Below are 26,060 nucleotides of genomic sequence, written 5' to 3'. Positions count from 1 at the left end.
GGTCTTATGGATGCTTAGCGCTGGGAAATGACGCTTTCTTTTGCCTTCGATGACCTGATGAAGACGGAGCCGCGCCAGAGGTTGTGTCACCGTTTTGCTGTTGGCGGGGCGGTGGGCGCGACCTTTGGCTGACACGTCTGTTTCCCACCGTTCCGTCGTTTCCCGGCCACCGTCCGTGACAGGTCCCGCCATGGAGCAGAACGAGGTCGGCTTCGGACCCTTCCGCTTTTCCCCGATGCGCGGGCTGCTCAAGGACGGTGTCGCCGTCAAGGTGGGGAGCCGGCCCCTGGCCATCCTCGCCCTGCTCCTGGAACAGGCCGGAGCGGTCGTCAGCAACCGCGACATCATGGCCCGCGTCTGGCCGGGCTTGTTCGTCGAGGAGGCGAACATCCGCGTTCACATCGGCTCCTTGCGGAAGCTGCTGGGCAAGAACGACTTTGGCACGGACTACATCGAGAACATCCCGGCAAAGGGCTACCGGTTCGTCGGGACCATCCGGACGCCCTTCCCGCAGGAGGCCGCGGAGGGGGCCGTCTTGCAGCCGTCAGCACCGCCTGCCGACCTTTCGACCCTCCTGCCCCGCAACATCGACCGGCTGATCGGGCGCGACGAGACGATCGACGACATCGTGCGAAAGTTGGCGGAGAAGAGCTTCGTCACCATCACCGGCGTCGGTGGAATCGGGAAGACGAGCGTCGCCATCGAAGTGGCGCAGGTTTCGGCGAGCAGCCACCGGGACGGCATCCATTTCGTGGATCTGAGCACGCTGTCGGACCCGACGTTGGTGTGCGCCACCATCGCCCAGGTGATGAAGCTGCCCGGTGGCGGCAAGGGTGCCCTGGAGGGGTTCCTCGCGACGGTCAAGGGGTTGGATGCCCTGCTGATCCTCGACAATTGCGAGCATCTGATCGAAGAGGTCGCCATTGTCGTCGAGGGCATCCTGGCGACGGCTCTCGACATCGACATCCTGGTGACCAGCCGCGAGATCCTGCGCGCTCAGGGCGAGTGGGTTTACCGCCTGCCGCCCTTGTCCGTTCCGCCGGGGCAGGAAAGCGCGTTGACTGCCGAGCAGGCGCTGACCTACCCGGCGGTGGAGCTGTTCGTCGAACGGGTGTCGTCCGGCGATAGCATGTTCCGCCTGTCGGACGCGGACGCGCCGGTCGCCGCGGAGCTGTGCCGCCACCTGGACGGTGTTCCGCTCGCGCTGGAATTGGCGGCGGCCCGGGTGCCCCTGCTGGGCATCCATGGTCTGGCGGCGAGCCTGGACCGGGCCTTCGACGTTCTGCGCGGCGGACGTCGCACCGCGCTGCCCCGTCACCAGACCCTTAGGGCCACGCTGGAGTGGAGCCACCGCCTGCTGGACGAGCGCGAACGCGTTGTCCTGCGCCGGCTTTCGGTCATCCGCGGGGCATTCCCCGGCGACCTCGCCATCGGCGTGGCGGCCTTCGGCGCGATTTCGGAGGAGGACGTCGTCGAGGGTATATCGGAGCTGTCGAAGAAGTCGCTCCTGTCCGTCGAGCACCGGCAGCAGAGCGTACAATTCCGCTTGCTCGAAACCACGCGCCAATATGCGGCGGAACGGCTTCAGGAAAGCGGCGAGGCTGATGTGGTCTGCCGCAATCTGGCGCGGCATCTCTGCCGGATGCTGGCCGGGTCGCAGTCGACGAACACGGTGGCCTGGAACGTCGTGTACGGGACCCGGGTGGACGATGTTCGCAGCTCGCTGGAATGGTCCCTGTCGTCTTCCGGCGATTTGGCGACCGCCGTCGACCTGACCGTCGCGTCGGCGCCGATGTGGTTCCAGCTGTCGCTGACCGATGAATTCCGTCGGCGCGCCGAGACGGTGCTGCAGTCTGTCCGGCGACAACCGGAACCGGACTTGCGGTCCGAGATGTCGATCACGGCGCATCTGGGTCCGGCGCTCTGGAACTCGCTCGGCCCGGCGCCGGAGGTCAAGGCCGTGCTCCTGCGTGGACTTCAGCTTTCGCAGCAGTTCGGCAATATCGGATACCAGCGCCGCGCCCTTTGGGGGCTGTGGCTCTACTATCTGGCCCTTGAGAAGGACCATGAAGCGCTGGAGGCGGCGGAGCGCTTCGGCCAACTCCTGGGAACGCCCGTCGATCCGGGGGCGGAATCCATGCATCAGCGCATGATGGCCCTCGGCCTCCTCACCGTGGGCGAGTTCGACCGTGCACGCGACTTCGCCGAGCGGTGCCTGAGTGCGCCGGCCCCGACCACCGGATCGAGCCTGCGGGGCTACCAGTTCGAACAGCGGATCGTCTCCCACACCCATATGGCGCGCATATCCTGGATCCAGGGCCATCCGGACCGGGCGCGGGAGGCCATGCACGAGGCGGTGGAGCAGGCGCTGGCGTCCGGTCATGCGCTCTCCCTGTGCTTCGCCTTGTCGCTGGGCGCCTGCCCGGTGGCCTTCTGGTGCGGCGACTACGATCTTACGGCGCGCTATGCCAACCTGCTGGTCGAAAAGACCGACGAAGGCTCCTTGTTCGTCTGGCGCACCTATGGGCTGTGTTATCAGCTGGCGCTGGAGGCGCGGCAGGGGGCCGATGACCAGCTTGCGGCACTCCGCCGGTCTTCGCGGTTCGCCGAGGTGTACCGGAACAAACGCATTCGGATGCTCGCGACCGTCGCGCCGCGTCTGATCCCGCCGGCGATCCTGGATGAAGCGAGCGACGGCGCGACCAATTGGGCGACGGCCGAACTGCTCCGCCTGAAATCGGAAAACGCCGGCGCAGCGGAGACGGCGGAGAGCCTGCTGCGGCAATCGATGGAGATCGCCGGCGCACAAGGGGCCCGGTCCTGGAGTCTGCGGACGGCGATGAGCATGGCCAGGCGATCCATGGGGACAGAACGTCAACAGGATGCCGCGTCGACCCTTTCGTCCATCTACGGCACCTTCGCCGGGGGGCACGATACCCCCGACCTCCGGGACGCCGCGGCACTTCTGGACCGGCTGTAGACGCTCTTCCGTTCCGGGAAGTCATCCGGCCGGTCATCGATACCTGAGTATGGGTTTCCGCACACCCGGGCCTCCGGCACTGTCGTCGTCAAGATGACCTGAGCAGGAGATCGACATGGATATGGCTGCTTCCGAGACCTTGCGCCGTGTTCCGGCGTTGGCGGCTCCGGCGTCAGTCGGCCGGGCGCGGGATGACGGCGACAGGCTGACGGCTGCGGCCGATTGGCTGTTGCGGGTGGCGAACGACATGCTGGCGCCGGATCGGCAATCGGTGGAGCATTGCCTGTCGCTGGCCCTCGCCCGGCTGCAACGCACCGGCGATGAGCATCGTCATGACCGTGACGTGCCGGACGATGCCGGCCATAAGACCAGACTGGCGAAAACCGAACTGGCGAAGGCCGGGCTTGCGGCTTGGCAGGTGCGGCGGGTTACCACCTACATCGACGACCATCTCGCCAGTTCCATCCGCAACCGGGATCTGGCGGCGGCGGCGAAGCTCAGTTGCGGATATTTCTGTCAGGCCTTCAAGGACAGCTTCGGCTGCCCGCCGCATGCCTACATCGTGCGCCGGCGGGTGGAACGGGCAAAGGAACTGTTGGAAACCACGACCACGCCGTTGTCGCAGATCGCGCTCGACTGCGGCTTCTCGGACCAGTCGCATTTCTCGCGCATCTTCCGCCGCGTTGCCGGTGAAGCCCCCCGGCTGTGGCGCCACAAGCATTGGATCGACGGGGTCGCTGAAGAACAGTGACGGAGTTTTTCGGCGCGGGAAGCCTTGCGGATGGAGGGCGGCGGCGGCCCGACGGCCCGTCTCCGCCGCCGTTGGTTCAGCCGTGCGCGGCGTAGGCGTCCATCACGCGGGTGGAATAAACCAGCGCCGCCCCGGCGTTCAGCGCGACGGCGACGCCCAGCGCCTCGGCGATCTCCTCCTGGGTGGCGCCGTGTTTGATCGCCGCTTCGGTATGGACGGCGATACAGCCGTCGCAGCGGATGCTGACGGCGACCGCCAGCGCGATCAGTTCCCGCACCTTGGCACCCAGGAGGTCCTTCTTCTGGCCGGCGGCGCTGAGCCCGGCATAGCCCTTCACCGTGTCGGGGCTGAGCTTGGCGATCTCGCCGACGCCGGTGAGAACCTGCTGACGGTATTCGTTCCAGTTGAGCATCATGGTCGTGTCTCCTGAGAGTTCCGGTCCCGCTGCCGCAGGTGCCGGTTGGTGGGGCCACGCTACGTCCCGGTGCAGGCGCGATATAGAAGGATGCGCCCGTCTTTGGGACGCCGTTCCGGGCGCCTTACCCGGCCCTGCCCATCGCCGCGGCCTCTTCGCCAACGAATGCAGCTAGGATGTCCGGAATCGTGGCATCTTTGACATTTCAGCCAACAGGGAGCCCGCATAGTCTGAGCATCGGCACCGCATCCACAGGCTTGCGGTTTGAGGGCGAGACAAGGTTGAAGAGTTGAGGCTGGAGAGGCAGGGCGGGACATGCACACCATTGGTTTCCTGGTGTTCGACGATTTCCAGGTGATGGGAATGGCGGCGCTTTCGGCGTTCGAGATGGCGAATCTCGTGCTTGGCCGGCCGGCCTATCAGGTCCATGTCCTGTCGGAACAGGGCGGACCGGTGCGCAACTCGCTGGGATTTGCCGTTGAAACCCGGCCCTTCGGAGAGGGCTTCTTCGACACGACCGTCACCATCGGCTCGCTGCGGGTCAAGCCGTCCACCCCCGGCCTGCTGGCCTACCTGCGCGAGGCGGCATGCACGTCGCGTCGGGTCGCCGGCATCTGCACCGGGGCTTATGTGCTGGCGGAGGCCGGGCTTCTCGACGGACGCCGCGCCACCACCCATTGGAGCCATGCCCGCACGCTCCAACGCCTCTACCCAAATGTGAAGGTGGAGGAGGACCGCATCTTCAGCGTCGACGGCAATGTCTGGACTTCTGCCGGGATGACCGCCGGCCTCGACCTTGCCATGGCGCTGGTCGAGGACGACTTCGGCGCCGAGGTCGCCAAGGCGGTGGCGCGCAAGCTGGTGGTTTATCTGCGGCGGCCCGGCGGGCAGTCGCAATTCTCTGCCCTGCTGGAGCTGGAGCCGCGCTCCGACCGCGTGCGGCGGGCATTGGTCCATGCCAAGGAAAACCTGAGGAACGAGTTGTCGGTGGAGGAGCTGGCGGAGGAGGCGAACCTCAGCCCGCGCCAGTTCAGCCGCCTGTTCCGCCAGGAAACCGGCCAGACGCCGGCTAAGGCGGTGGAGCATCTGCGGCTGGAGGCGGCGCGCGTCATGATGGAGGAGGGCCGCCATTCGATGGACGTCATTGCCCGCGAAACCGGTTTCGCCGACCGCGAGCGCATGCGCCGCGCCTTCCTGCGCGCTTACGGCCAGCCGCCGCAGGTGATCCGCCGGTCGGTGGAGAGCGGGCGCCTGTCGGCGGTGGAGTAGCCGGCGTTCGGGCGACAATCCCCAGGCTTGCCCGTTAATACCTAGATATGGCTCCCACAATACTGTGGGTGCGGTAGATTTTCACATCACCAGAGACCGCGTTTTCGCGGGGAATATTTCAGTTCCCCCGACGCTTTCGCTCGTTCAACCTTCTCGCAAGGACGGATATTCAGCCATGCAGCTCACCGGTAACACGATCTTCATCACCGGCTCCACCTCCGGCATCGGCCGCGGGCTGGCCAAGGCGTTCCACAAGCTGGGCAATCAGGTCATCATCGCCGGACGGCGCAAGGCCCTGCTGGATCAGGTGACCGCTGCGAACCCCGGGATGAAGGGCATTGAACTGGACATCACCGACCCGATCAGCATCCAGGCCGCGGCTGAGCGTCTGATCGCCGAGAACCCGACGCTGAACGTCCTGATCAACAACGCGGGCATCATGCCGTTCGACGACGCCTCCGGCCCGATCGACGATGCGCGGGCCCAGTCGATCGTCACCACCAACCTGCTCGGTCCCATCCGCATGACGTCGGCCCTGATCGAGCATCTGAAGGCGCAGCCGCGGTCGGTGATCGTCAACAACACCTCCGTGCTCGCCTACACCCCGCTGGCCAACACGGCGGTCTATTCGGCCAGCAAGGCGGCGCTGCACAGCTACACGCTGTCCCAGCGCTTCATGCTGCGCAACACCAGCGTCACCGTGCAGGAAATCGCGCCGCCCTGGGTCAACACCGACCTGATCAAGAAGGGCGACGATCCGCGCGCCATGCCGCTGGACGCCTTCATCGAACAGACGATGGCGGCGCTTGCGACGGACGCGGAGGAGGCAATCGTCGAGAGCGCGCGCCCGATGCGCGACAACGCCGGCCCGAACGAGCATGCGCTGGTCATGGGCTTCAACAGCTACATCGCCGAAAACCCCATTCCGGTCTGATCGGGTACCAAGCAAAGAAGGGCCGCCGAGCTTTCGTTCGGCGGCCCTTTCCTATTGCGATGATTTCATTCAGCGGGAGCGTCGGCCAACCGGGGAGCCTTAGACGGGGCGAATTCCAGCAGGCAGGCCAGCGCGACGCAGAGCGCGCCGACCCAGCCGAGTTCCCGAACGCTGGCGACGCTCAGCACCAGCGAGCCCAGCGCCGCTCCCACCGAAAAGCCGAAATAGTGGAAGGAGGCGTTGACCGAGAGAATGATCGGCGCGTGCTTCGGTCCGGTGATGCCGATCAGCCGGGCCTGCTGGCCGGGATAAAAGGCCCAGGCGGAAAAGCCCCAGAGCATGATGGCGACGAAGGCGGGGATCAGAGCCAGGGCCGGCGGCAGCAACTCCGCCGTCAGCGACAGGCTCGCCAACGCCAGCACGACCAGCGGCAGGGTCAGGGCGACGATGCGCGCACCGCCCAGCCGGTCGGTCAATCTCCCGCCCACCGCCAGCCCGATGAAGGCCGACAGCCCCCAGGCGAACAGGGCAAAGCCGACCGCCGCCCCTTCCAGCCCGGTCACCCGATGCAGGTAGGAGGCGATGTAGGGATAGACGGTGAAGGGCCCCATCGCCCACAGGGTGGTGACCGCCAGCGGCCGGCGCACCGCCGGGTTCGCCAGTGCCCCCAGCCGTTCGCGCAGCCCGACCACCGGGGCGGCGGAGCCGATGGCCCGCGGCAGCCCGACCAACAGCCCGGCAGCTGCCACGACCGAAAGAACGGCGACGCCGCCGAAGGTCATGCGCCAGCCCAGCGTGTGGCCGACGACCGCGCCCAGCGGCACGCCAAACACGATGGCGAGGCTGAGGCCGCTCGTCACGATGGACAGGGCGCGGCCGCGCTCCGACGGCGGCACCAGCATGCCGGCCAGTGCGTTGGCGTTGGGCACGAACAGCCCCGCCGCCATGGCGAGCAGGACACGCGCCGCCATCAGCCCGCCATAGCTGCCGGCGACCGCCGCGACAATGTTGGCGACGACGAAGGCCAGCATGGTGGCGATCAGCAGAAGGCGGCGGCTGACCGCTCCCGTCAGGACGGTCAGCAGCGGCGAACTGGCGGCATAGGTCAGCGCGAAGACGGACACCAGATGTCCCGCCGCTTGTTCGCTGACCGACAGGTCCGCGGCGATGTCCGGCAGGATCGCCGCGATCATGAAACTCTCGGTTCCAACGGCGAAGGACCCGAGCGCCAGCCAATAGAGCGGCGCCCTGGAATGAAGGGGTGTGATGGCCATGGGGAATTCCTGTGCGGAGCCAGCCCGGGCGATGCCAGCCATGGGGCCTCTGCGCCCCGTCGGCAGACCGGCGGCGAAAAATGACGGATACATGGAGTTTAAGACGGGGCAGCGGTGGCGTGAATGTCGCGGAAACCTCGTTTCCGGACATTCACGCCACACGGGGAGGCTCTTGGCCTCAGACCCCGATCTTGTTCTTCGCCAGCGGCAGGCTGCGGATGCGCTGGCCGGTCAGCGCCGCCACCGCATTGACCACCGCCGGCGGAACGCCGGGCAGGCCCGGTTCGCCGACGCCGCCCATCGGAGCGCCGCTCTCCACGATCTCCACATGCACGGCGGGCATGGAGCGGCGGGACAGGATCGGGTAATCGTCGAAATTGTGCGACTGGCGGACGCCGTCCTTATAGACGAGCTCCTCGAACAGCGTGGCCGACAGGCCGAGCGCCACTGCGGATTCGATCTGCGACTTCACGATGGCCGGATTGACGATGCTGCCGGGATCGAAGGCGACCCAGACATTGTGGACCTGCGTCTCGCCGCCCTGGACCGACACCTCGGCGATGGTTGCCGTCTCCGACCCGAAGGGGGAGGCCATCGAGACGCCGCGGGCACGGCGCACGCCGTCCACCTCGTAGGGGCCGCGCTTCCAGCCGCCGGACATCGCCGCGACGGTTCTCAGCAGCTTGGCATGGCGCGGCTTGTTCTTCAGCAGCTCCATCCGCAGGGCGAAGGGGTCCTGGCCGCCGGCGTCGGCGATCTCGTCCAGGAAGCCTTCATAGAAGAAATCGTTCATCGAATGGCCGACGGAGCGCCAGAAGGCGATGGTCACGGGATGGGGGAACTTGACGTACTCCATCCGCCGGTTGGGGATGGCGTAGGGCTTCTCCGTGATGCCTTCAACCGCCGAGCTGTCGACCGGGTCCTTGAACACCGCGCCGAACCAGCGGCCGAGCGGCCCTTCGCCCACCGTGCGCGCCTGGATCGCAGTGGGACGCCCATCCTTCCCGATGGCTGCGCGGAAGCGGCTGAAGCTGAGCGGGCGGAGGGCGTCCATGCGGAACTCCTCCTCGCGCGACCACAACACCTTGACCGGGCGGCCGGTGGCCTTCGCCAGTTGGATCGCCTGGAGGAAGGGGTTGGCACTGCCATAGAGGAAATGCCGGCCGAAGAAGCCGCCCAGCATCGGCGAATGCAGGATGACCTTGTCCGGCGCCAGCCCGGCGGCCTGGGCCGCCACCGACTGGAACAGCTCCGGCATCTGGTTGGGCGCCCACAGCTCCAGCGTGCCGTCCGGGTTGAAGCGCGCAATGGAGGAGGGCGGCTCCAGCTGGCCGTGGGCCAGATAGGGAGCGTCATACTCCGCCTCAATCACCTTGGCGGCGGCGGCGAACGCCGCGGCCACGTCGCCTTCGGCTTCTGCCGGAAGCCCTGCTTCGGTGAAGGATTTCAGCGCGGCCAGCAGCCCGTCCGATGCATAGTCGGCAGCCACCGTTTCGAGCCCGGACGCGGCCGGAGCCGACCAGCTCACCGACAGCGCCTCCACCGCCTTGCGGGCGCGCCACCAGCTGTCGGCAGCGACCGCCACCGCGCCGGGCAGCGTGTGGACGGAATGGACGCCGGGCATCGCCGCCACCGCCGTCTCATTGGCGATGGACCGGACGGTCGTGCCCTGGTTCGGCGCATGCTGGACCGCGGCATAGAGCATGCCCTCCAGCTTCTGATCGATGGCGTAGACGGCCTTGCCGGTCGATTTCGCCCGCACGTCGAGCCGCGCCACCGGCTGGCGGATGTAGCGGAAGCTGGCCGGGTCGCGCAGGGCCACATCGTCGTGCGGCGGCAGGGCAAGCGCCACGGGAGCCAGCTCGCCATAGGACAGCCGCTTGCCGCTCGCCGTATGGATGACGAAGCCGTCCTCCGTCTTCAGGCTCTCCGGCTTGACCTTCAGATTGGCCGCGGCGGCGCGGATCATCATGTCGCGGGCGGTGGCGCCCAGCCGGCGCATCAGCGGGTAGCTGGACCGGGTGGAGAAGCTGCCGCCGGTCATCCGCAGGCCGTTGATGACAGCGTAGTCCGGACCCGGCGGGGCGCATTCGACGGTGAAGCGGCTGGGGTTGACGTCCAGTTCCTCGCCGACGATCTGCGCCAGCCCGGTGTTGATGCCCTGGCCACCCTCCACGAAGGGGCTGAGCAGGGTGACGGCATTGTCCTTGCCGATGACCAGAAAGGCCGGGATGCGGGTGCCCGGCTTGACCGCGGCGGCGGCGGTTTGTGCCCGCACCGGCACCGACGGCAGCAGGGCGCCCAGCACCAGCGCGCTGGTGCCGAAGCCGAGGAAGGCGCGGCGCGACAGGTTGGAGACGCCCTCCGCCTTCATCAGCGGAACGGCGGACTGCGCCTCGATCTGGAGTTCGAGAGGGTCTTTGAGTTTGATCGGGGCTGCGGTGAGCAGGCGGTCCATGATGCGTGCTCCTCTCAGCCGGCGGCTTGGCGGATGGCGGCGGCGATGCGGTTGTAGGTTCCGCAGCGGCACAGGTTGGTCATCGCGTCGGCGATGTCGCCGTCGCTCGGGTTGGGTGTCTGCTTCAGCAGGGCGGTCGCCGCCATCACCTGTCCCGACTGGCAATAGCCGCATTGCGGCACCTGTCCGGCGACCCAAGCCTCCACCACCTTGCGGCCGACCGGGTCCTCCTCGATGGCGTCGATGGTGCGGATATCGGCGTTGCCGACGCTGTCCACCGGCACCTGGCAGGATCGGGTGGCGGTGCCGTCGATCATCACGGTGCAGGCGCCGCATTGCGCGATGCCGCAGCCGTATTTCGTCCCGGTCAGCCCCAGCGTGTCGCGAAGGACCCAAAGCAGCGGCGTGTCGTCCTCGACCGCCACCTGATAGGCGCGGCCATTGACATGGAGGGTGGTCATGGCGGTCTCCGTGGAGGAGTTGGTTCGGGGGATTCTGCTGCGGCCTATTCTTGCCCGCCGGCCGCCGGTCTCGTATCCATCCCTAGGTATTAAGGGCGACGAACTGTTCGGACGCTAAATGACCGGAAACTGCCCGAGGCCGCCAATCGGGACAAATTTGCGGTCTTCCCAAGAGTTCCCTATAGATGGCCGAGGATGGGCGACCGCGACAGGCCATTGACGTGTACGGTAACGGGGAAAGGTTGCGAGCGATGGACCTTCGGCATACCGACCTGTTCGAGATCTCGCCCATCTCGATCCTGTGCGAAGACTGGTCGGGGGTGAAGCGTGCCGTCGACGAGGTGATCGCCGGCGGGGTGACGGATTTTGACCGTTTCCTGGAGGACAACCCCCAGTTCTTCTTCGACGTGCGGCGGTTCCACCGCATCCTCGACGTCAACCGCTCCGCGCTTGATTTGCTGGGTTTCCGGGACAAGCAGACTTTCCTGCGGGAATCGCGGGTGAGATTGCCGGCCAGTCCGGCCAGCAACGCCCAGGTGTTCAAGGCGATGGTGCGCGGCGAGACGGTCTGCCAGGGCGAACGCGTCCTGCACACCAAGGACGGGCGCGTCGTTCCCATCTTGTGGCGGGCGAGCCTGCCGCCGGGACCGGCCGATCCACAGGCTTACAGCCGCCTCTATTTCTTCGCCGTCGACGTGAGTGAACTGAAGCGTGTGCAGGAGGCGCTGATGGCGGCCCAGGCTGACCTCAGCCATGCCGGGCGCCTGTCGCTGGTGGGGGAACTGGCGGCGTCGCTGACGCACGAGGTATCGCAGCCGCTGGTTTCCATCGCCAGCCATGCCGCGGCGGCGACGCGCTGGCTGTCGCGCGAGACGCCGAATCTGGGCGAGGTGGCCACCAGCCTGAGCCGCATCACCGCCAGCACCCAGCATGCCGTGCGGATCATCGGCAAGATGCGCTCCTTTGCGCGGCGCGGCGAACTCGTCACCGAAGCGATGAAGCCGCACGACTGTATCGCCGATGCGGTCACGCTGGTGGAGCATGAAGCCTATCGCCAGAGGACGAGGATCTCCGTCGATGTCCCGCCTGATCTGCCGGCCATCGTCGGCGACCGCACGCAAATCCAGCAGGTGATCGTCAACATCGCCTACAACGCGATCCAGGCCATGCAGGCGGCGAAGTCACCGGAGCGCCGCATCGCCATCGCCGCCGCGGCGGACGGGCCGCAATCCGTGACCTTCACCATCGCCGACAGCGGCCCCGGCATTCCGGACGATGTGCTGCCGCGGATCTTCGAACCCTTCTTCTCCACCAAGCAGGAGGGGATGGGGCTGGGCCTGTCGATCTGCAAGACGATCGTGGAGGAGCATGGCGGCCGGCTGTGGGCGGCCACCAACAGCCGGCAAGGTGCCGCCCTGTCCTTCTCGCTGCCGGTGGTGTCGACCGCGGGGGAGGCGGTGGCTCAGCCGGCCGCGCTGTAGCCCGCGCTGTAGCGGGTGACCGTCCGTTCACGCACGCCCAGGATTTCGGCCATGCGGACGAGATCGGCCAGCGACTGTGCCTGCATCTTGCGCATCATGTTGCCGCGGTGGATCTTCACCGTGACCTCGCTCAGTTCCAGCTTCGCCGCGACCTGCTTGTTCATCAGCCCGGCGGTGACCAGGGCCATGACGTCGCGCTCGCGCGGGGTGAGCTTGGCGTAGAGTCCGCGCACCGTGTCGTCCTGGCCGCGTTCGGCGCGGCGCCGGCTATCCAGGTCCACCGCCTCCGCGACGGCCTGCAGCAGGTCCGGTTCGGTGAAAGGTTTGGTCAGGAAGTTCACGGCGCCGGCCTTCATCCCGCGCACCGTCATCGGGATGTCGCCCTGGCCGGTCATCAGCACCACCGGCACGGCGATGGACCGGTCGTGCAGCGCCTGCTGGACCTCCAGCCCATCGGCACCGTCCAGATAGACGTCCAGCATCAGGCAGGCAGCGCTTGCGGCCTCGTCACACGCCAGAAACTCCTCCGCCGAGGCGAAGGCCATCACCTTGTAATCGACGGAGCGGAGCAGGCTTTCCACCGCACATCGCACGTCGGCATCGTCATCGATGATGCAGACCAGGGCGGGGGTGCCGCAGTCCACCATGGAACTCTCCACCATGGAACTCTTCGCCATGGAGCTCTCCGTCATGCCCATCTGCCGCTCCCTCTGGCCGGCCCGTCCATCGTAGCCGGGGCGCTCTCCCGCGGCAAAGCCGGCGAAGTCGTATCCCCCGACGGTGGTGTCGCTGCGGTGTGGCTGGGCGGTCATGGGGTGCGGTCCCGTTTGGTCTTGAGGGCGTCTTCGACGAGGACGAGCAGCTTTTCCGGATCGAGCGGCTTGGTCAGAAAGGCGGTGACCTTCTGCGCTGCCGAGCGGCTGCGGGCCGCAGGCGTGGCGAAGGCGGTCATCACGATGACGGGGTGAATGCGGCCCTGCTGCAGCAACACCATCTGCAGGCTGAGCCCGTCCATACCGGTCAGGTTGAGATCGGTGATCAGGCAGTCCGCCTCGCCGTCATAGGCGATGAACTCCTCCGCCGAGGAAAATGTGCGAACCTGCATTCCGACCGACCGCAGGAAGTTGTCCAAGCTCTCCCGGATGCTTTCATCATCGTCGACGACACAGATGGTGGGAACACTCAGCACAACATCGCACTCCAGCCGCGGCACGGCCCGTCAACAACCTCCGTTGCGGCCGACTCATTTCAACAGGTGGAGCAGGATGCGGCATTCATACCTGCGTATAGGTTGACCCCCGCAGTGCCCGGCGCGGCCCTGCGGGGGCGAAGCACCTTCAGGCCTTGAAGAAGGCCAGCAGGTCGGCATTGATGGTTTCCGCATGCGTGGTCGCCATGCCATGCGGGAAGCCCTTGTAGACCTTCAGCGTGCCCTTCGGCAGCAGTTTGGACGACAGAAGGGCGGAATCGGTGATCGGCACGATCTGGTCGTCGTCGCCGTGCATCACCAGGACCGGGATGTCGATCTTTTTCAGATCCTCGGTGAAGTCGGTCTCCGAGAAGGCCTTGATGCAGTCGTAATGGGCCTTGGTGCCGCCCATCATCCCCTGCCGCCACCAGTTGTCGATGACTCCCTGGGAGACCTGGGCGCCGTCGCGGTTGAAGCCATAGAATGGGCCGGACGGGATTTCACGGAAGAACTGGGCGCGGTTGGCGGCCAGTGCCGTGCGGAACCCGTCGAACACCTCCAGGGGCAGGCCGCCGGGATTGGCCTCGGTCTTGACCATGATCGGCGGAACGGCGCCCAGCAGAGCCGCCTTTCCCGCCCGCGAGGTGCCGTGGCGGCCCAGATAGCGCGCGACCTCGCCGCCGCCGGTCGAATGGCCGACATGGAAGACGTTCTTCAACCCCAACCCGGCGACCACCGCCAGCACGTCGTCGGCGTAGGTGTCCATCTCGTTCCCGGTCGCCGTCTGGGTGGAGCGGCCATGGCCCCGCCGGTCATGGGCGACGACACGGTAGCCATGGTTCAGGAAGAACAGCATCTGCGCGTCCCAGTCGTCGGCCGTCAGCGGCCAGCCATGGTGGAACATGACCGTCTGGGCGTCGCGCGGACCCCAATCCTTGTAATAGATCGATGCGCCGTCCTTGGCGGTGACGAACCCGTCTTCGGTTTTGCCGTTGGTCATCGTCCGTTTTCCTTCCCTGTGATGGACAGAGCCGTTGCCGGCGGTCTGGCGTTCGGCCGCGACGGCGGTGGCTGGGGAGGCAGCCGTCGCAACGGCGGCCCCGGCGATCGCGGTGCCGACGGTGCCGACGATGAAGCTGCGGCGCGTGGCATCCGCCGCCGACGTGGAGTCTTCGGGTCGCATCGTTCAAGTCCTTTTGTCAGTGCGTCAACGGTTCGGCTGATCGGCGCCGCGGAACGCCGGCGCTTTCAATGGCTACCGGATTGAGGCACTTTTCAAAGCTATCCGTAGGTATTATCAATACTCACAGGGAAACAATCGGCGTGTTTATGGGAGTGGTGTTGAGCATTTTGTGTCTTGATTTGCGGTTCTGCTGAGAAAAGAGACGCAGTCCTCTCCATTCGATATCCCAAAATTGCCGGTCCTTCGTTTTGCAAATACTAATTGATCTGAATCTTATGAACGCCGTCGAGCGCTCCGGGCAGTGGAAGAGGGGGAAGGGTCATGGCATTGTCGAGTTTCCCCGGCGGCGGTCGGTCCGCGCCGTCGCCTCCCGCTACCATCCTGGCGCTGTCGATCGGCAATGCGGTGGAGCTTTATGACTTCACCATCTACAGCTTCTTCGCTCTTACCATCGGCAAGCTGTTCTTCCCGGTGCAATCGGCATTCGGCCCGCTCCTGCTGGCGCTGCTGACCTTCGGGGTCGGGTTCGTCGTTCGGCCGCTGGGCGGGATCATCATCGGCGCCTACGCCGACCGGGTCGGGCGCAAGCCGGCGCTGGTGCTGACCATCGCCCTGATGGCGCTGGGCACTCTGCTGATCGGGCTCTGCCCGACCTATGCGCAGATCGGTGCGGCAGCACCGGCCATCATCGCCATCGGCCGCATCCTGCAGGGCTTTTCAGCCGGCGGCGAGATCGGCGTGGCGACGACCATGCTGATGGAGTTGGGACATCCCGGCGGCCGCGGATTGCGGGTCAGCTGGCAGATGGCCAGCCAGGGGGCGGCCGCATTGCTGGGCGCGCTCAGCGGCTATCTGCTGTCGACCCACCTGTCGACCGACGCGCTGGAATCGTGGGGATGGCGCCTTCCCTTCCTGGCCGGACTGCTGATCGTTCCAGTCGGCCTTCATCTGCGCCGCCTGCTGCCGGAAACGGCGCGACACGATCCCGGCGGCAAGGCCGTCCTGGCGGAGTTGCTGTCCCATCATCGGGCGAAGCTGCTGATCGGCGTTCTGATGATCATGGGCGGCACCGCCTCCACCTACGTGAACATCTTCTATATGCCGACCTACCTGATTCGGGTGGTCGGGCTGCCGCCTCAGACCGCATTCCTGACGGGCTGCGCCGCCGGGGCGACCATGCTGGTGGTGGCTCCCCTGGCCGGGCTTCTGTCGGACCGCCTGGGCCGGCGCCGTCCTTTCGTCATCTTGACCGCGCTGACGAGCGCGATGCTGACCTATCCCGCCTTCTGGGTGCTGTCGCATGTCGCCAGCGTTCCCGCGGCGTTGGCGGTTGTCGCGCTGCTGATCGCCGTCAATGCGGTCGGAGCGGGGGCCTGCCTGCTTCTGCTGTTGGAGAGTTTCCCGTCCCGCGTGCGCGCCTCCGGCCTGTCGATCGTCTACAGTGTTGGCGTATCCGTTTTCGGCGGCTTCGCCCAATTCATCGTCACTTGGCTGATCAGCATCACGGGCGACCCCACTTCACCCGCCTGGTACGTCACGGCCTGTGCTTTGGCCACCGTCTGCGGCGCATCGAGACTGCGCGAAGAGCAACGGCAGCGGCAGTCCAGCGTATCAGGTAAGCCGGAACTCTCCGCCGGGTGAGTCTCATTCGCAAGCGTTGTGATGGCGCTTGCGTTCGGTTCCTCAACGCAGAGACCGAGTACGGTAAAGGCCAAATCCTGCCCCCGCAACCAACGACACTTGACGCCCCGGTTCGAAAGAGCCGGGGCGTTCGTGCGTCTGGGCCTTGCAGCTGAGCGGCGCCCTCGCAGACCGCCAGCACGCCGGCCACTTCGCCGTGGAGGTCGGCGTCCAACCCCGCTTCGGCAGGGGAGGGCGTCAGGACGACGCGGTCGATCAGTTCGCCTACATCCAAACCTACTACAATCGCCAACGCGCCCACTCAGCCGTCGGATACATCACCCCCGGAAAAGGGCGAGCTAAGATCTGCGTGAACCCCTGTCCACCGAACCGGGGCAAGATCAGCCTTCATCTAATCGCCAGTGATAGACCTGCGCCTACAGGCTCGTCATGCGCAATCGCAGTGCATTGCCGATGACCGACACCGAACTCAGCGCCATGGCGGCAGCCGCGATGATCGGGCTCAGCGTCCAGCCGAACAGGGGATAGAAGACGCCGGCCGCCACCGGCACTCCGAGTGCGTTGTAGACAAAGGCCAGGAAGAGGTTCTGGCGGATGTTGCCCATGGTGGCACGGCTCAGAACCCGGGCCCGGGCGATGCCGGCGAGGTCGCCCTTCACCAGCGTCACGCCGGCACTCTGGATCGCCACCTCCGTTCCGGTGCCCATGGCGACCCCGACGTCCGCTTCGGCGAGTGCGGGAGCATCGTTGACGCCGTCGCCGGCCATGGCGACCACGCGCCCCTCCGCCTTCAGCTTCCGCACGATCTGATGCTTCTGGTCGGGCAGGACCTCGGCCTCGACCTCGTCGATGCCAAGGCGCCGCGCCACCGCCTCTGCAGTGGTCCGGTTGTCGCCGGTCAGCATGACGATGCGCACGCCTTCGGCGCGCAGCGTCTCCAAAGCATGTGGCGTGCTCGCCTTGATCGGGTCGGCCACCGCGATAACGCCCCCTGGGCGGCCATCCACCGCGGCGAACAGCGCCGTCGCCCCCTCCCGCCGCAGCTCGTCGGCGCGCGCCTCCAGCTCGCCCAAAACCACGCCCCGGTCCCGCATCATCGCCGCATTTCCGAGCAGGACCTCGCGGCCGCCAACCCTCCCGACCACGCCCTTGCCGGTCACCGAGCCGAAGTCGGTGACCTCCTGCAAAGGCAGCCCCCGCTCCCTGGCGGACGCGACGATGGCAGCCGCCAGGGGATGTTCGCTTGACCGCTCCAGACTGGCTGCCAGGGACAGAAGCTCCGCCTCGTCGATACCGGCCGCCGGGACGACCGTGGTCACCCGCGGCTTTCCCTCGGTCAACGTACCGGTCTTGTCCACCACCAACGTGTCGACCTTCTCGAACCGCTCCAGGCTCGCGGCGTCCTTGATCAGTACGCCGGCCGTAGCTCCCTTTCCCACCCCGACCATGATCGACATCGGCGTTGCCAGCCCCAGGGCACAGGGGCACGCGATGATGAGCACCGAGACCGCCGCGATCAGCGCGTAGGCGAAGGCGGGGTCCGGTCCCCAGACCATCCAGCCGGCGAAGGCGAGGAGGGCAGCCAGGATGACCGCCGGGACGAAGTAGCCGGACACCACATCCGCCATCCGCTGGATGGGGGCACGAGAGCGCTGCGCCTCGGCCACCATGGTCACGATGCGCGACAGCATGGTGTCGGAGCCGACCTTCTCGGCCCGCATCACCAAGGCGCCCGTCTGGTTCACGGTGCCGCCGATCACCTTGGCGCCGGGCTCCTTCTCGACCGGCATGCTCTCGCCGGTGACCATCGACTCGTCCACGGCGCTGCGGCCGTCGAGCACCTCACCGTCGACCGGCACCCCGTCGCCGGGGCGGACGCGCAGCCGGTCGCCGACCCGGACCTGGTCGAGGGAGACCTCCTCATCCTCGCCGTTCTCCTCGATGCGGCGGGCCGTCTTGGGCGCCAGGTTCAGCAGCGCCCGGATGGCGCCGCCGGTCTGTTCGCGGGCGCGCAGTTCCAGCACCTGACCGAGCAACACCAGCACGGTGATGACGGCGGCCGCCTCGTAGTACACAGCCACCACCCCGTCCATGCCCCGGAAGCTCGCCGGGAACAGGCCGGGCAGGAAGGTCGCGGCCAAGCTGAAGAGGTACGCAACGCCGACCCCCAGCGCGATCAGGCTGAACATGTTCAGGCTGCGCCGCCGGAACGATTGCCAGCCGCGCTCCAGCAGCGGCCAACCCGCCCACAGCACGACCGGCGTCGCCAGGAGAAACTGAATCCAAATCGAGATGCGCGGCGGCACGAGGTCATGAAGGCCAAGGGCCGGAATATGGCTGCCCATCTCCAGGACCACCAGCGGCACGCTGAGCACCAGGCCGATCCAGAAGCGCCGGGTCATGTCGACGAGTTCCGGGTTCGGCCCCTCTTCGAGGCTGGCACCCACCGGTTCCAGGGCCATGCCGCAGATCGGGCAGTTGCCCGGCCCCTCCTGCCGGATTTCCGGGTGCATCGGGCAGGTGTAGATGACCCCCTTCTGGGGCGAGGCCTGCCCGGCCCGCTCCGGCGCCGCGGGCTTGGCTTCCGGCTTCAGGTATTGCTCCGGGGCGGCGACGAACTTGTCGTGGCAGCGCGCCGAGCAGAAGTGGAAGCTGTGCCCATCATGCTCCGCATGGTGCGCGGTCCGATCCGGGTCGACCATCATGCCGCAGACAGGATCTTTGACCGTCCTGCGGTCGTCGGGTCCTGCGTGATGATGGTGACCATGATGGTCATGTCCGTGCTGATGCCCATGGCCATGGTGCAGGTCTTTCATGTTCGCATCTCCCTTCGCAGGCCCGGCGTCGGTACTCCCGGTGTTGCGCGGCGCCACATGGGTCAGGGGTGTGGCGGTGACCTTGGAACCCATGCTCCGCCTTCCAGCGACTGGAAGGTCAATCCCGGTGTGCAGGCTGAGGTCTTCCTCTCCTCACGTCTTCGACCGCTCGCTCCTGGCGATCAGCGAGGCCGCCGCCAGCGTGGCGAGTTTCTTCTTGGCGCTCGTCGCGCGCCTCCTCGTTCGGGGTGGCATGAGGCGGTGATCCTCATGCCACCCCTGGGGTCTCAGTGGCCGGCGTGGCCCACTTCAAAGCGGGCCTGAACCGGCTTCTGACCGGGCATGGTCAGGGCGGTGACCACCTTCACGCTGTCGTGGGGCTCGCCCAGGTTGGCCTTTCCCTTGAGCGCATTGGCGCCTGCCGGTTCCAGAGCGACCTTCTGGGTCTGCTTGTTGGCCAGGATGGTGGCCTCGGCCTTGGCGCCGGTCACGTCGACCGGCTTGTCCGAGCCGTCGGTCACGTACAGGACGACGTCGTTGCCCTGGAGCACGAGCTCGGCATGGTAGGGGCCGGCGTCGGTGCGGGCACCGCCATGGGTGCCGGTCTTGGCACCATCGGCAAAGGCCGGGACCGGGGCGGCAACCAGGGTGGCGGCGACGAGGAGGGTCGAGAACTTCACGATAGGCTTTCCTTCTGAGTAAGACAGGGTGAACGGGTGGATCAGTAGGCCTCGGCCGGACGCAGCAAACCGGCTTGGGCGTCGACCAGATGCCTGAGCGGCCTCTCGCCGAGCCTGAGGAAGAGGACGGGGGTCAGGACGGTGTCGAGCAGGGTGGCGCTGACCAGGCCGCCGAAGATGGTGACGGCGACCGGGTGGAGGATCTCCTTGCCCGGCGCGTCGGCGCCGATCATCAGCGGCACCAGGGCGACGCCAGCCGACAGGGCGGTCATCAGCACCGGGGTCAGCCGCTCCTGGCTGCCGCGGATCACCATGGCCTTGCCGAAGGTCTCGCCCTCGTGCAGGACGAGGTTGATGTAATGGCTGACCTTCAGGATGCCGTTGCGCGTGCTGATGCCGGTCAGGGTGATGAAGCCGATCATCGAGGCGACCGACAGCGGCTGTCCGGCGATCCACAGCGCCGCGACGCTGCCGATCAGGGCCAGCGGCACGTTGCCCATGATGATCAGCGTCAGCACCGCGGAGCGGTAGCGGCTGTAGAGCACCAGGAAGATCATCGCCAGCGACACCATCGACAGCGCGGCGATGGTCTTCGACGCCTCCTCCTGCGCCTGGAAGGTGCCCTCCAGGCTGGTGAAGTAGCCCGGCGGCAGCGACGAGCGGCCGACCACGTCACGGATGCCCGCGACGATCTGCGCCATGTCCGTCTTGCCGTCGCTGTTGCCGAGGATGACGATGCGGCGCTTGCCGTTCTCCCGCAGGATCTGGTTCGGACCGTCGGTCTCCTCGACACTGGCTAACAGGCTGAGCGGCACCCGCCCCGCCGGGGTTTCGACCAGCAGGTTGGCCAAGCCGCTGGTGGTGCGGTCCTCGTCCGACAGGCGCAGCACGACGTCGAAGCGCCGGGTGCCGTCGACGATCTCCGACACCACCCGCCCGTTGGACAGGCTCTCCAGCGTCTCCGTCGCCATGGCCGGGGTGACGCCGTAGAGGGAAGCCCGCTCATAGTCGATCACGACCTGCACCTGCGGGATACGGACCTGCTTCTCGATCTGCAGGTCGACCAGCCCGGGGATCGACGTCAGCGTCTGTTGCAGCTGTCCGGCGAGGCTGCGCAGGGTGTCCAGATCCTCCCCATAGACCTTCAGGGCGATCTGGGCGCGGACGCCGGACAGCATGTGGTCGAGCCGATGGGAGATCGGCTGTCCGATGTTCACCGACACCGGCAGCGCCGCCAGCCGCGCCCGCACGTCGGCCAGCACCGCGGAACGGCTGCGCGCGGACGGCACCAGATCGACGTCGATCTCGCTGGAATGGACGCCTTCCGCGTGCTCGTCGAGTTCGGCACGGCCGGTGCGGCGGCCGACCGACGCCACCTCCGGCACCTGCATGATCAGCCTCTCTGCCGCGAGATCGACACGGTTGGACTCGGCCAGGGAGATGCCGGGGTTGAGCACCATGGAGATCGTCAGCGTGCCCTCGTTGAAGGGCGGCAGGAAGGCGCGTGGCAGGCTCGGCACCGTGGCCGCGGCGATCACCACGGCGGCTCCCACCACGGTGAAGAGGGTACCGGGATTGCCGAAGGCCCAGTTCAGCAGGCGGGCATTGCCTGCTTTCAGCCGTCGCACCAGCCAGCTGTCATGCTCATCGAGCCGCTTCATCTTGGGCAGCAGGTAGTAGGACAGCACCGGGGTGACGGTGATGGCGGTGAGCAGGCTGGCGAGGATGGAGACGATGTAGGCCACGCCCAACGGCGCGAACAGCCGTCCCTCGATGCCGGACAGGGCGAACAGCGGCACGAACACCAGGATGATGATGATCGTGGCGTAGACGATGCCGGAGCGCACTTCCTGCGAGGCCGCCGCCACGACCTCCAGGATCGGCCGCGGGTCGCCGGCCCGGCGGTTCTCGCCGAGGCGGCGGTAGATGTTCTCCACATCCACGACGGCATCGTCGACCAGTTCGCCGATGGCGATGGCGAGGCCGCCCAGCGTCATGGTGTTGATCGACATGCCGAACGCCTTGAACACCAGCACGGTGATCAGGATGGAGATCGGAATGGCGGTCAGCGAGATCAGCGTCGTGCGGACGTTGAGCAGGAACAGGAACAGGATGACGGCGACCACCACCACCGCCTCCTGCAGCACCGTCATGACGTTGTGGATCGAGGTGTCGATGAAGTTGGCCTGCTTGAACAGGATCTCGTTCGCCTTCACCCCCTTCGGCAGGAACTGCGCCAGATCGGCCAGGGCCTTCTCGACGTCGGCCGTCAGCGTCGTCGTATCGCTGCCCGGCTGCTTCTGCACGGACAGGATGACGGCGGGCTTGCCGTCGACGCCGGCGTCACCGCGCTTCACACGGGCCGCGAAATCCACATCGGCCACCTGGCGCAGATGGATGGGCTGTCCGGCCTTGTAGGCGACCACCAGGGTGCGCAGGTCCTCCAGCCGGGTGGTCCGGCCGATGTTGCGGATCAGGTACTCCTCGCTGTGCTGGTCGATGAAGCCGCCGCCGGTGTTCGCTGAGAATTGCTGGAGCGCTTTCACCAGCTCGTCGGTGGTGATCTCCAGGTCGTGCAGGCGTGCCGGGTCGGGAGCGATGCGGTACTGACGGATCTCCCCGCCGATCGGAATGACCTGGCTGACGCCGGGGATGGCGAGCAAACGGGGACGGACCACCCAATCGGCGAGTTCACGGACATCCATAGGCCCGACGCCGGTTCCCGGCTCGGCAGACATGGCGAGCAGCATGATCTCGCCCATGATGGAGGAGATCGGCCCCATCTGCGGCCGGACGTTCGGCGGCAGCTGGCCCTGGACGATGGCCAGACGCTCGGCGACCTGCTGGCGGTTGCGGTAGATGTCGGTGCCCCAGTCGAACTCGACGAAGACGATGGACAGGCCGACTCCGGAGACCGAGCGCACGCGGGTGATGCCCGGCATGCCGTTCATCGACGTCTCGAGCGGGAAGGTGACCAGCTGCTCGACCTCCTCGGGTGCCAGACCCTCTGCCTCGGTCATCAGCGTGACGGTGGGCTTGTTGAGGTCGGGGAAGACGTCGACCGGCAGCCCCTTGAGGACGAAGGAGCCGTAAACGACCAGCAGCACGGCGGCGGCCAGCACGAACAGGCGGTTGCGCAGACTGGTGTTGACGAGGACGTTGAACATGGCCGCCTCACCGGACTTGGTTCAGCAGGCCGGCGCCATCGGTCACGATGCGCGCCTCCGGTTCGATGCCGGCCAGGACCAGCACCGTGTTGCCATCGACCGGCTGCGTGCGCACGGGCCGGGCGACGAAGCGTTGCGGGGACTCGTGCTGCCAGACGATCGGCTGACCGCCGGCGTTGCGCACCACGCTGTGGCGCGGCAGGACGATGCCCGACGCGGTGCCCTGGACCTGGGCGACGAGCCGGACCGGCTGGCCGACGCCGAGCCCCGCCGGCGGATTGGCGATCCGGAAGAGCAGCGGGATCGCCTGCTGGCGCAGCGCCAGGCTGGAGCCGAGGAGTTCCAGGGACAGGCTGGTGCCGTCGGCGGTCGTCGCCGTGGCCGCCTTGATGGCATTCGCCACCCGGGGATCGAAGGCGACCGCTTCGACCATCAGCCGTGACGGGTCGACGATCTCGAACAGCACCTGGTCGCGGCCCTCGATGACCTGACCGGCCTTGACGTTGTTGGCGGTGACGACCCCGCCGATGGGAGCGCGCAAGGCTTCCTTGGTGGTCAGGGTCGGCGACAGGGCGGCGCGGCGCTTGCGCAGGCCGTTCAGGTTGGCCTCCGCCTCGTCGATGTCGCGTTGCGGAACGCTACCCTGAAGCTGCCGCAGGCGCTGCACCCGCGACTCTGCAATGACGAGCTCCTGCTCGACCGTGGCGATCTGCTGCTGGATGCCGCTGCGGTCGACCACGTTCACGGCCGGCGTGATGGTGGCCAGGATTTGCCCGGCCTCGACCCGCTGGCCGACATAGGGCAGCCCCTTCTCGCCCGGCTCGATCCGGCCGCTCTGCGTCGCCTGGACGTGACCGCCGCCGTTCGGGTCGGCGATGATCTGGCCGATCAATTGCACCGTCTGCGCCGCCTGCTGCGTCTTGGCGACCGTGGTGCGCACCGACAACAGGCGCTGTGACGTCTTGGGCACGTACAGACTGCCGTCCGGCAGCCGGCGAGGGCTCTCCGATATGCCGGTCACCGCCATCGGCGTGGCCGCTGCTCCTGGAGTCTTGTCCTTCGCCTCATCGCCATGGCTGTGATCTTCACCGCCATGGGCGAAAGCGGCGCCACTGGCCAGCAGCAGGCCGAGGCCGATCAGGGCAGCCCCGGCGACCGTGCGCGCCCGGCCCCGCTGGGTGAGGGCAAGCGTGGTCAGGACGCCGAGCAGGAAGACCATGGCGGCTCCCAGCATCAGGCCCGAATCGCCCCGGACCCGGCCGAGGATGGCGGACATGCCCTGTCCACCGACGGGGCCAGCGAGCTGGGCCTCAGCCGGAACCTCCAGCGTGCCGATCAGCAGGTCCGCGCCTTCGGCGGCGGTGATCGAGACGGTCAGCTCATGAGGACCCGGTTTCGCAAGCCACCCCGCGTCGAGGCGATAGACGCCTTCTTCGCCAGGAACCAGCGACGCGGTGATCGCCTCACCATCGGCGCTGACCTCAATGGTGGCGCCGGTCACCGGCTCGTTGGTGGCGAACCGGTCAAGATGGACGAGCAGGGTCCGCCCTTGGGCAACCACCACCAGTTCGAAGTCCGACGAGGACGTCTCCATGGTCGGCGTCGCGGTGGCGACGACCGGCTTGGGAGCGTCGCCGTGCTCATGCCCTTCATGAGCCAGCGTCGGAAGGGCGACCGGCGCGGCAAGGCTCGCGGCGATCGAGGCCGCGGCGAGAAGGCGTCGGTGGATCATGGAAGAACTCCAAGAGACTGATTCAAACGGGCGCGCGCGGCGCCGACCTGGATTTCGGCAGTGGCACGGGCGAGGTCGGCTTCGAAAGCCGCCTCCTGGGCCCGCACGAACTCGACGAGGCTGATCTCGCCACCTTTTCTCGCCCGCTCGACGATGGACAGGCGCCCCTTGAGCGCGGCAGCGCGGTCGCGGGCGATGGCAAGGCGTTCGGTGGCGGCCTGATGGGCCAGGCGGGCCTGCCGGATTTCGGTCTCGATGGTGCGCTCCGCGTTCGCCTGCTCGGCTTCGGTGCGGACCACCTCGGTGGCTGCCTCGGCGCGCTTGGGGGCATTGACCGCCTCCACCGAGAACGGGATGCGCACCGACAGGCCGACGATGGTGTCGAAGCGCTCGCCACGAACATCCCGCTCCTTGCGGGCCAGAACGCCGACCTCCGGGCTATCGCGGGTGGTGAGGTCGACCAGCTGCCTCTGCGCCTGGGCCGACCGGACGCCCAGGCGAGCCGCCTGAAGCACCGGGTGCTGGTCGAGCGGCTGCTCGCCGATCAGCGGCTCGGGCGTGGCCTTTGGGACCGTGGCTCCGGTCAGGGTGCGGAAGGCCTGCCGGGCCTCCTCCAGGGTCAACTCCTCGTCCCGGACCTCCGCAGTCACGGCAAGGGCCTCCCCACGTGCCAGCTGGTGGTCGGCCTCGGAGGTTTCCCCGGCTTTGGAACTGCGCTTCGTGTCGGCCTCGAGACGGCGCGCCACCGCGAGGCGCTGACGGGCGAGTTCGACACGCCGCTCAAGGAGCGCGATCTGCCACAGTGCCGTCCGGACCTCTCCGGCGACGGCCAACTGGCGTGCCGCGATCTCCGCGTCGGTGCGCGCCAGCAGCGCGTCGGCGGCGCGGACGGTCGCCGTGCCCTGGCCGGGCAGCCAGAGCGGAACGCCGACTTCGGCCTCATACTCGCGCCGCCCGACATTGCGGCCCACCAGATCGGTGATGTGCCGCAGGGTGACGGCAGGAGCAGCCGGAACCAGCGACGCTCCGGCGCCGCGTTGGGCCACCGCTTGCCCCCGCTTGGCCTCCAGAGACCGGATCTCCGGATTGAGCCGCCACGCTCCCTCCACGGCATCGCGCAGGGTCTGTGCCCCGGCTGGAAGTGCCAGCAGGCAGACGGCAACTGCGGCTGCCGCCGCCTGCTTCATACGTTTGGACCCGAATTCACGCACCAAACGACCCTCCTGCCCTGGGGCGGTTCTGCCCATGTCCGGCAAGGTGCGGGTCCCATCCCGGCGTGACGGCGGCATACCGTTCGTAGGCGGTGCCGAAGATGCGGAGGGCTGCACTCTCCTGGAGGTTGAAAATGACCGGCATCCACAGTTCGTAGCCCGGAGCCTCGTGCGTCATGGCCGCCTCCTCACATCATGCCCATCGGGCCGGCGAACAGCTGGTCGGCAACCTTCTTCTGCTCGTCGCTCAGCGCGGCGTAGAGCGGCTTGGCGGCGGCCTCAAGCGCCTTCATGGCGTCGAGCCGGGTGGCAAGGACCTTCTGCTGGACAGCCAGCCGGTCCGGCCACGCGGACGGCATGCCGCCCTTGGTCATCTGCTCGTGCATGGCCTGATGGGCCTTGGCGTTCGACCGCAGGG

Annotated in this window: 20 protein-coding genes; 6 read left to right on the top strand and 14 right to left on the bottom strand. The window is 67.2% G+C overall.

What is annotated here, in order from left to right; translation table 11 throughout:
- The first annotated feature begins 175 nt into the window (after positions 1-175).
- Entirely contained in the window at positions 176-2,980 is a 2,805-nt protein-coding gene (locus TSH20_RS29330; protein ID WP_146205411.1) for a winged helix-turn-helix domain-containing protein, read from the top strand.
- Positions 2,981-3,095: 115 nt separating this feature from the next.
- On the top strand, positions 3,096-3,731 hold the full coding sequence (locus TSH20_RS29325; protein WP_109156901.1) for an AraC family transcriptional regulator: 636 nt from the start codon (positions 3,096-3,098) through the stop codon (positions 3,729-3,731).
- A gap of 76 nt (positions 3,732-3,807) precedes the next feature.
- On the opposite strand, the gene TSH20_RS29320 is transcribed toward TSH20_RS29325, so the two are convergent.
- Positions 3,808-4,146, bottom strand: a complete 339-nt coding sequence (locus TSH20_RS29320) for a carboxymuconolactone decarboxylase family protein (RefSeq protein WP_199232058.1) — start codon at positions 4,144-4,146, stop codon at positions 3,808-3,810.
- A gap of 315 nt (positions 4,147-4,461) precedes the next feature.
- Here TSH20_RS29320 and TSH20_RS29315 point away from each other — a divergent pair, with 315 nt between their 5' ends.
- Together TSH20_RS29315 and TSH20_RS29310 are read left to right on the top strand one after the other, a co-directional pair.
- Positions 4,462-5,415, top strand: coding sequence for a GlxA family transcriptional regulator (locus TSH20_RS29315; RefSeq protein WP_109156900.1), 954 nt, complete (start codon positions 4,462-4,464; stop codon positions 5,413-5,415).
- Between the two features lie 175 nt (positions 5,416-5,590).
- Positions 5,591-6,349: an SDR family NAD(P)-dependent oxidoreductase gene (locus tag TSH20_RS29310; protein ID WP_109156899.1), complete on the top strand. Its 759-nt coding sequence runs from the start codon at positions 5,591-5,593 to the stop codon at positions 6,347-6,349.
- 65 nt (positions 6,350-6,414) lie between these two features.
- On the opposite strand, the gene TSH20_RS29305 is transcribed toward TSH20_RS29310, so the two are convergent.
- From TSH20_RS29305 to TSH20_RS29295, 3 genes are all read right to left on the bottom strand, one after another.
- A complete protein-coding gene (locus TSH20_RS29305) occupies positions 6,415-7,623 on the bottom strand; it encodes an MFS transporter (RefSeq protein ID WP_109156918.1) in 1,209 nt (402 codons plus the stop codon).
- Between the two features lie 178 nt (positions 7,624-7,801).
- Complete coding sequence (locus TSH20_RS29300; protein WP_199232057.1) at positions 7,802-10,081, bottom strand: xanthine dehydrogenase family protein molybdopterin-binding subunit; 2,280 nt, start codon at positions 10,079-10,081, stop codon at positions 7,802-7,804.
- 14 nt (positions 10,082-10,095) lie between these two features.
- Positions 10,096-10,542 (bottom strand): (2Fe-2S)-binding protein, encoded by a 447-nt coding sequence (locus TSH20_RS29295; RefSeq protein ID WP_109050787.1) that lies wholly within the window; start codon positions 10,540-10,542, stop codon positions 10,096-10,098.
- Positions 10,543-10,793: 251 nt separating this feature from the next.
- Between TSH20_RS29295 and TSH20_RS29290 the strand changes: the two genes are divergently transcribed.
- Positions 10,794-12,023 carry an ATP-binding protein gene (locus TSH20_RS29290; protein ID WP_109156898.1) on the top strand — a complete coding sequence of 410 codons (1,230 nt, stop codon included), beginning with the start codon at positions 10,794-10,796 and terminating at the stop codon, positions 12,021-12,023.
- Here TSH20_RS29290 and TSH20_RS29285 read toward each other — a convergent pair.
- The 3 genes from TSH20_RS29285 to TSH20_RS29275 all read right to left on the bottom strand — a co-directional run bounded on the left by TSH20_RS29285 (position 12,005) and on the right by TSH20_RS29275 (position 14,212).
- Positions 12,005-12,835, bottom strand: a complete 831-nt coding sequence (locus tag TSH20_RS29285; protein ID WP_247871494.1) for a response regulator — start codon at positions 12,833-12,835, stop codon at positions 12,005-12,007. The genes TSH20_RS29290 and TSH20_RS29285 overlap by 19 nt on opposite strands.
- A complete protein-coding gene (locus TSH20_RS29280) occupies positions 12,832-13,236 on the bottom strand; it encodes a response regulator (protein WP_247871493.1) in 405 nt (134 codons plus the stop codon). The genes TSH20_RS29285 and TSH20_RS29280 overlap by 4 nt, the downstream gene beginning before the upstream one ends.
- Before the next feature lie 124 nt (positions 13,237-13,360).
- Positions 13,361-14,212, bottom strand: a complete 852-nt coding sequence (locus TSH20_RS29275) for an alpha/beta hydrolase (protein WP_199232060.1) — start codon at positions 14,210-14,212, stop codon at positions 13,361-13,363.
- A gap of 504 nt (positions 14,213-14,716) precedes the next feature.
- On the opposite strand from TSH20_RS29275, the gene TSH20_RS29270 reads away from it, so the two are divergent.
- Positions 14,717-16,036, top strand: a complete 1,320-nt coding sequence (locus TSH20_RS29270) for an MFS transporter (protein WP_109156896.1) — start codon at positions 14,717-14,719, stop codon at positions 16,034-16,036.
- Between the two features lie 416 nt (positions 16,037-16,452).
- Here TSH20_RS29270 and TSH20_RS29265 read toward each other — a convergent pair whose 3' ends face one another.
- The 7 genes from TSH20_RS29265 to TSH20_RS29240 form a co-directional block, all read right to left on the bottom strand.
- A complete protein-coding gene (locus TSH20_RS29265; protein ID WP_247871492.1) occupies positions 16,453-18,741 on the bottom strand; it encodes a heavy metal translocating P-type ATPase in 2,289 nt (762 codons plus the stop codon).
- Positions 18,742-19,139: 398 nt separating this feature from the next.
- Positions 19,140-19,532 carry a hypothetical protein gene (locus tag TSH20_RS34755; RefSeq protein WP_146205410.1) on the bottom strand — a complete coding sequence of 131 codons (393 nt, stop codon included), beginning with the start codon at positions 19,530-19,532 and terminating at the stop codon, positions 19,140-19,142.
- Positions 19,533-19,573: 41 nt separating this feature from the next.
- Complete coding sequence (locus TSH20_RS29255; RefSeq protein ID WP_109156894.1) at positions 19,574-22,699, bottom strand: efflux RND transporter permease subunit; 3,126 nt, start codon at positions 22,697-22,699, stop codon at positions 19,574-19,576.
- 7 nt (positions 22,700-22,706) lie between these two features.
- The gene (locus tag TSH20_RS29250) at positions 22,707-24,431 is read right to left on the bottom strand and encodes an HlyD family efflux transporter periplasmic adaptor subunit (protein ID WP_109156893.1); all 1,725 of its coding nucleotides are present in this window, start codon (positions 24,429-24,431) and stop codon (positions 22,707-22,709) included.
- Positions 24,428-25,642 carry a TolC family protein gene (locus TSH20_RS29245; RefSeq protein WP_158282086.1) on the bottom strand — a complete coding sequence of 405 codons (1,215 nt, stop codon included), beginning with the start codon at positions 25,640-25,642 and terminating at the stop codon, positions 24,428-24,430. Before TSH20_RS29245 ends, TSH20_RS29250 begins: the two co-directional genes overlap by 4 nt.
- Positions 25,635-25,820, bottom strand: coding sequence for a hypothetical protein (locus TSH20_RS35125; RefSeq protein ID WP_158282085.1), 186 nt, complete (start codon positions 25,818-25,820; stop codon positions 25,635-25,637). Before TSH20_RS35125 ends, TSH20_RS29245 begins: the two co-directional genes overlap by 8 nt.
- A 10-nt stretch (positions 25,821-25,830) precedes the next feature.
- Positions 25,831-26,060: Spy/CpxP family protein refolding chaperone (locus tag TSH20_RS29240; protein WP_199232449.1), on the bottom strand; the 230-nt coding region annotated here is incomplete at its 5' end.

This window comes from Azospirillum sp. TSH20 (genome assembly GCF_003115935.1).
GTDB lineage: Bacteria > Pseudomonadota > Alphaproteobacteria > Azospirillales > Azospirillaceae > Azospirillum.
Note: the sequence above shows the minus strand (reverse complement) of the source record. Positions and strands in the feature narration are given on the sequence as shown.

Bases quoted from the DNA above. Each gene is read 5' to 3' on its own strand.
- TSH20_RS29325 (WP_109156901.1), top strand. From the start codon at position 3,096: ATGGATATGGCTGCTTCCGAGACCTTGCGCCGTGTTCCGGCGTTGGCG.
- TSH20_RS29320 (WP_199232058.1), bottom strand. From the start codon at position 4,146: ATGATGCTCAACTGGAACGAATACCGTCAGCAGGTTCTCACCGGCGTC.
- TSH20_RS29275 (WP_199232060.1), bottom strand. From the start codon at position 14,212: ATGACCAACGGCAAAACCGAAGACGGGTTCGTCACCGCCAAGGACGGC.
- TSH20_RS29265 (WP_247871492.1), bottom strand. From the start codon at position 18,741: ATGATGGTCGACCCGGATCGGACCGCGCACCATGCGGAGCATGATGGG.
- TSH20_RS29295 (WP_109050787.1), bottom strand. From the start codon at position 10,542: ATGACCACCCTCCATGTCAATGGCCGCGCCTATCAGGTGGCGGTCGAG.
- TSH20_RS35125 (WP_158282085.1), bottom strand. From the start codon at position 25,820: ATGACGCACGAGGCTCCGGGCTACGAACTGTGGATGCCGGTCATTTTC.
- TSH20_RS29300 (WP_199232057.1), bottom strand. From the start codon at position 10,081: ATGGACCGCCTGCTCACCGCAGCCCCGATCAAACTCAAAGACCCTCTC.
- TSH20_RS29310 (WP_109156899.1), top strand. From the start codon at position 5,591: ATGCAGCTCACCGGTAACACGATCTTCATCACCGGCTCCACCTCCGGC.
- TSH20_RS29315 (WP_109156900.1), top strand. From the start codon at position 4,462: ATGCACACCATTGGTTTCCTGGTGTTCGACGATTTCCAGGTGATGGGA.
- TSH20_RS29305 (WP_109156918.1), bottom strand. From the start codon at position 7,623: ATGGCCATCACACCCCTTCATTCCAGGGCGCCGCTCTATTGGCTGGCG.
- TSH20_RS29255 (WP_109156894.1), bottom strand. From the start codon at position 22,699: ATGTTCAACGTCCTCGTCAACACCAGTCTGCGCAACCGCCTGTTCGTG.
- TSH20_RS29290 (WP_109156898.1), top strand. From the start codon at position 10,794: ATGGACCTTCGGCATACCGACCTGTTCGAGATCTCGCCCATCTCGATC.
- TSH20_RS29270 (WP_109156896.1), top strand. From the start codon at position 14,717: ATGGCATTGTCGAGTTTCCCCGGCGGCGGTCGGTCCGCGCCGTCGCCT.
- TSH20_RS29250 (WP_109156893.1), bottom strand. From the start codon at position 24,431: ATGATCCACCGACGCCTTCTCGCCGCGGCCTCGATCGCCGCGAGCCTT.
- TSH20_RS29285 (WP_247871494.1), bottom strand. From the start codon at position 12,835: ATGACCGCCCAGCCACACCGCAGCGACACCACCGTCGGGGGATACGAC.